5 protein-coding genes are annotated in these 4,866 nt (G+C 47.8%); 3 read left to right on the top strand and 2 right to left on the bottom strand.

From position 1 onward, the window contains the following. Positions 1-660: 660 nt before the first annotated feature. A complete protein-coding gene (locus tag GKG43_RS19085; protein ID WP_055154902.1) occupies positions 661-1,668 on the bottom strand; it encodes a YeiH family protein in 1,008 nt (335 codons plus the stop codon). Positions 1,669-1,909: 241 nt separating this feature from the next. Between GKG43_RS19085 and GKG43_RS19090 the strand changes: the two genes are divergently transcribed. From GKG43_RS19090 to GKG43_RS19100, 3 genes are read left to right on the top strand one after another with little or no spacing between them, the layout of a single operon-like run. Continuing rightward, positions 1,910-2,791 carry a LysR family transcriptional regulator gene (locus GKG43_RS19090; protein ID WP_129880105.1) on the top strand — a complete coding sequence of 294 codons (882 nt, stop codon included), beginning with the start codon at positions 1,910-1,912 and terminating at the stop codon, positions 2,789-2,791. Positions 2,792-2,827: 36 nt separating this feature from the next. Beyond that, a complete protein-coding gene (locus GKG43_RS19095) occupies positions 2,828-3,574 on the top strand; it encodes an ATP-binding cassette domain-containing protein (RefSeq protein WP_050638652.1) in 747 nt (248 codons plus the stop codon). Next, on the top strand, positions 3,555-4,487 hold the full coding sequence (locus GKG43_RS19100) for a SufD family Fe-S cluster assembly protein (RefSeq protein ID WP_347562167.1): 933 nt from the start codon (positions 3,555-3,557) through the stop codon (positions 4,485-4,487). The genes GKG43_RS19095 and GKG43_RS19100 overlap by 20 nt, the downstream gene beginning before the upstream one ends. A 165-nt stretch (positions 4,488-4,652) precedes the next feature. Here GKG43_RS19100 and GKG43_RS23120 read toward each other — a convergent pair. Further along, positions 4,653-4,866 (bottom strand): hypothetical protein (locus GKG43_RS23120; RefSeq protein ID WP_206672036.1); only part of this gene is annotated, 214 nt, incomplete at its 5' end.

Below are 4,866 nucleotides of genomic sequence, written 5' to 3' on the forward strand. Positions count from 1 at the left end.
GGCTCACGGTAAGCTAGGTGCATCCGGTCGGTAGGAAAAGATGCGTTTCCGGTGGAGATCCTGACGGGAGAGGCGGATGTGGGCTGGCTGGGCGTTGGGGTTCATCTGAATTAGGGCTTATCTGAATTGGTGCTTGTTTGTAAGAACAGAGTTTGTACGATTTATGAAAAAATTAATGTTTCGAATAGGCAGAAAGTCATATACAAGTCACTGCATAAATAGTTTCAATACGTCTAAGCAAGATACAAGACACGAATAGCCGAATCAATCCGTTTCCCCCGTATGGGATACTAACCGGGAAACGTGTTTTTTCCTGCCGGCCGGATGAGCCAGCCTGCCGTGGAGCGGGACGGGGGAGGGACTTCATCCTGTCTCTGTCTGGAATGCCTAGAGTGAGTTTAGCAGCAGTTAGAGGGAACACACCAAATCAGCCGGAGAAAAGTTAATTTCCAAATTAACTTTTCAGTACGCCTGAGCCGTCCAATCATCAGATTGGGCGGTGAATGCGTACGGTGCCGGCTGCTTTGGTGTGTTCCCTCTTACTGCTGCTTAACGCAACGGACGGTATTCCAGACAGAGACAGGATGAAGTCCCTCCCCCGTCCCGCTCCACGGCAGGCGTCCCCCCGCCCGCAAGCCTACAACGTGTTCCCAAATCCGCCTACCAGACACCCATAAAGTGCTGCATACCTAAGCTGACGAGTGCGATTCCAACCCAGCAGCAGAAGCCGGTAAAGATTGGCTTGCCGCCGGTTTTTACGAGATCTACGATATTCGTGTTCAGGCCGATTGCTGCCATTGCCATGATGATGAGGAACTTGCTCAGTTCTTTTAATGGCGCGGTGACTGCCGGGGGCAGCTGGAATACTGTAGTAATGACCGACGCAAGAACGAAGAACAGTACAAAATATGGAAATGTTTTTTTCAGGCTGAAGGAAGATCCTTCGGTCTTTTTTTCTTTTCTGCCTCTGTAGAGGGCCAGGAACAGGGTGATTGGGATAATCGCCAGTGTTCTTGTCATTTTGACGATGGCTGCCGCCTCCAGCGTATGGCTGGCGTGAATTCCATCCCATGCGGCTGCAGCTGCCGTTACAGAAGATGTATCATTGATGGCAGTGCCTGCAAACAGGCCGAACCCTTCATTACTCAGGTGCAGGATTCCTCCCAGTGCCGGGAAAATCAGTGCGGCGATGACGTTGAAGAGGAAGATGACTGAGATGGACTGTGCAACTTCTTCATCGTTTGCATTGATAACCGGGGCTGTAGCTGCGATCGCGGAGCCTCCGCATATGGAAGAGCCGACTCCGACCAGTATGGCGTTGTTTGGCTGCAGTTTCATTGCTTTATACAGGATAAAAGCAATGATTAGGGAAGTGCTGATTGTGGAAATAATGATAGGAAGGGACTGACGGCCCTTGGCAAGGATCTCTGTCAGGTTCATTCCAAAACCGAGAAATACAACAGCTGCCTGCAGAATCTTTTTGGATGTATAGGCTATGCCGGGTTGTACGGTATCTTTCCGCTTGATGATTAATGTTAATACCATTCCAATGAGTATTGCGAAAACAGGGCCGCCGATCACCGGGAGCGCCCGGCCCAAAAACCATGACGGAATTGCAATAATCAGGCAGAACAATAATCCAGGTCCTTTTTGTTTTATAAAATCCATGTTACAAATCCTCCGTTCTTATTCCATTAGATTTAGATAATTGATCAGACAAGACAGGCGTAACTTTTCCATATTTTGTCTGTCATATTTATCATAACATAAAAAAACTATAAAATAAAATTATATATCTTTATTTTATGATAATAATATGTTATAGTAAATGCAGGGAGTAATTAAAATATAAAGGCGGAGCTTTTGAGGAGAGGAAGCTCCGCCTGGATTCATTTAAAGAGGGATGAATATGTTGGATTTTCGGATGGAGACATTCCTGACGGTATGTCAATGCATGAATTTCACTAGGGCAGCTGAAGAACTCAATATTACACAGCCTGCGGTTTCGCAGCATGTGCGTTATCTGGAGAAGCACTACGGGATAAAACTTTTCCAGTATGAGGGGAAGAAGCTGAAACTGACAGAGGCAGGAGAGATGCTCCGCAATGCATCGCTAACCATGATGCACGACGAACTTTCTCTGCAGAGTAATATGCAGCATCTGACTGATGGATATCAGAATATCCGGTTTGGAGCGACTATGACAGTTGGGGAGATCGTTATGGCGCGGATTCTGGAGCGGTATCTTGTAAAGTACCCGGATGTGAAGTTACATATGGAAGTGGCGAATACCCAGGAGCTGCTTGCAAGGCTGGATAACGGAGAGATAGATTTTGCCCTTGTTGAGGGATTTTATAAAAAGAATGAATACGATTATCTGCATTATTCCACAGAGCGCTATGTGGCTGTTTGCAGCGCTTTTTACCCGTTTAGCAAGAAGCCGGAGAAGCTGGAAGATTTGTTTGGCGAGCGCCTTCTGCTCAGGGAACCGGGGTCGGGAACCAGGGAAGTGCTGGAGCGTTATCTGGATTCACAGAATTATGGGACCGAAGATTTCGTCAGAACTGCGGAAATAGGCAGTTTACATGCGATTAAAGAGTTGACAAAAGCCGGCTGTGGTATTACATTTTTATATGAGGTCGCAGTTAGGGAAGAACTGGAAAAGAGAGAACTCAAAGTAATTTCACTGAGGAATTTCGGTATTACCCATGATTTTACCTTTATATGGAGACGGGGGAGCATCTATGCAGATACTTACAGAGGATTATTCCGCCAGTTTTCCGGTGAATAAAGCGTGCGGCTAGCATAAGAAAAGGAAGTGACAGAGATGTTACAGGTAGAGCATTTATCATATGATGTATCTGAGGAAGGGAAGCAGTCGGAAATACTTTCCGATATCAACTTTACGGTGGAGGACGGAGAGATGCTAGTCATCACCGGACCTAACGGGGGCGGAAAGTCCACACTGGCAAAGATTCTGATGGGAATTAATAAGGAAACGGCGGGCCGGATTATTCTGAACGGTGAGGATATCACAGGCTTATCTATCAATGAAAGGGCACAGGCAGGCATCGGATTTGCATTCCAGCAGCCTCCCCGTTTTAAGGGAATGACTGTGAGACGTCTGCTGTCACTGGCAGCGGGCGAGGAACTGACCGAGGAAAAGTGCTGCGGATTGTTGAGCAGTGTTGGTCTGTGTGCCATGGAATATATAGACAGAGAGGCGGATTCGACCCTGTCAGGCGGGGAGATGAAGCGGATTGAGATTGCTACTGTGTTGGCGAAAAAGCACAATATCTGTATCTTTGATGAGCCGGAGGCCGGTATTGATCTCTGGAGCTTCTCCATGCTGATCAAGCGGTTTGAGAAGATCCATAAAGAGAAAAAAGAAAGCCTGATCCTCATCTCTCATCAGGAGAAGATTATCCAGATGGCGGACCGGATCATGGTAATATCCGACGGGAAGTTAGATTCAATCGGGCCCACAGCGGAGATTATGCCGCAGCTGCTCGGAGAAGATATCGATTCCTGTGCGTGTATGAAGGAAAAGGGAGGTGACATCTGTGAAGCTTAATGAAGTAACGGAAAATGTGCTAAAGGTAATAGATTCTCTGGGATTTAAGCAGGAGGGCGCCTATAATCTGCGCCTGAACGGTATGGCAGTCTGTCACGGAGACAGCCGCCATATCCGGATTGAAAAAAAGGAAGACAAGCCCGGCATTAATATTTATATCAGCGGAGAAGCTCAGCAGGAACAGGTCCATATTCCGGTTGTAATGTCTGAATCGGGCATGAAGGATGTAGTATACAATGATTTTTATATAGAGGACGGTGCAGATGTCGTAATCGTAGCAGGCTGCGGTATACACAATGACGGCTGCAGCGAGAGCCGCCACGACGGCATTCACGCCTTCCATGTGGGGAAAGATGCGAATGTGAAGTATGTAGAGAATCATTACGCAGAGGGCGAAGGAACCGGTGGTAAAGTATTAAATCCTGTGACAAAGATTTATGTCGGAGAGAATTCGGTATTTACACTGGAGACCACCCAGATCAAGGGTGTCGATTCCACAGAGCGTGAAACATTTGTAGAACTGTCCCGTGGGGCAAAACTTTTCGTTACAGAAAAGCTCATGACCCATGCGGAGCAGACTGCAATATCCAACATGGACGTCCAGCTGAGCGGAGAGAATAGTTCCGCCAGGATCATCTCCCGTTCCGTGGCAAAAGGAACCTCAAGGCAGGTCTTCCATCCAAGGGCAATCGGAAACAATCTGTGCCATGCACATGTTCAGTGTGATTCCATCATTATGGATCAGGCTGAGATCAGCTCCATACCGGAGATCAATGCGAAACATGTAGATGCACAGATCGTGCATGAGGCCGCGATTGGAAGGATCAATGACGAGCAGCTGGTTAAGCTGCGGACATTTGGGATGTCGGAGGAAGAGGCGGAATCAGTTATCATCGAGAACTTCCTAAACTAAATCGGGATTCAGCGACGAGCTTTAGTCGCGGCGCGGATGGGGACGCTCCATGAAGGGATAGCCGAAAGCCTCCCGGAGAACATCCGTGTCCTTTCAAAAACGCGGCCGCGGACCTAAGAAATTCTAGGCGGGAAACAGCCCTGAAAATGGAGCACCACTGACACATCACGAGAAATCCGATGATTTCTCGCGCTGGGTCAGCTGATTTTTGGATTCGGAATCCAAAAATCTCTCCATTTTCAGGGCTGTTTCCCACCAAGAATTTCTAAGGCCCGCTTTGAGCGTTTTTGAAAGGACACGGATGTTCCCCGGGAGGCTTTCGGCTATCCCTTCATGGAGCTGGCGCATCCAACCGGCAGGAAAAAGCTCGTTTCTAAGG

This window comes from Eubacterium sp. BIOML-A2, assembly GCF_009680135.1.
Lineage (GTDB): Bacteria > Bacillota > Clostridia > Lachnospirales > Lachnospiraceae > Faecalicatena > Faecalicatena contortus_B.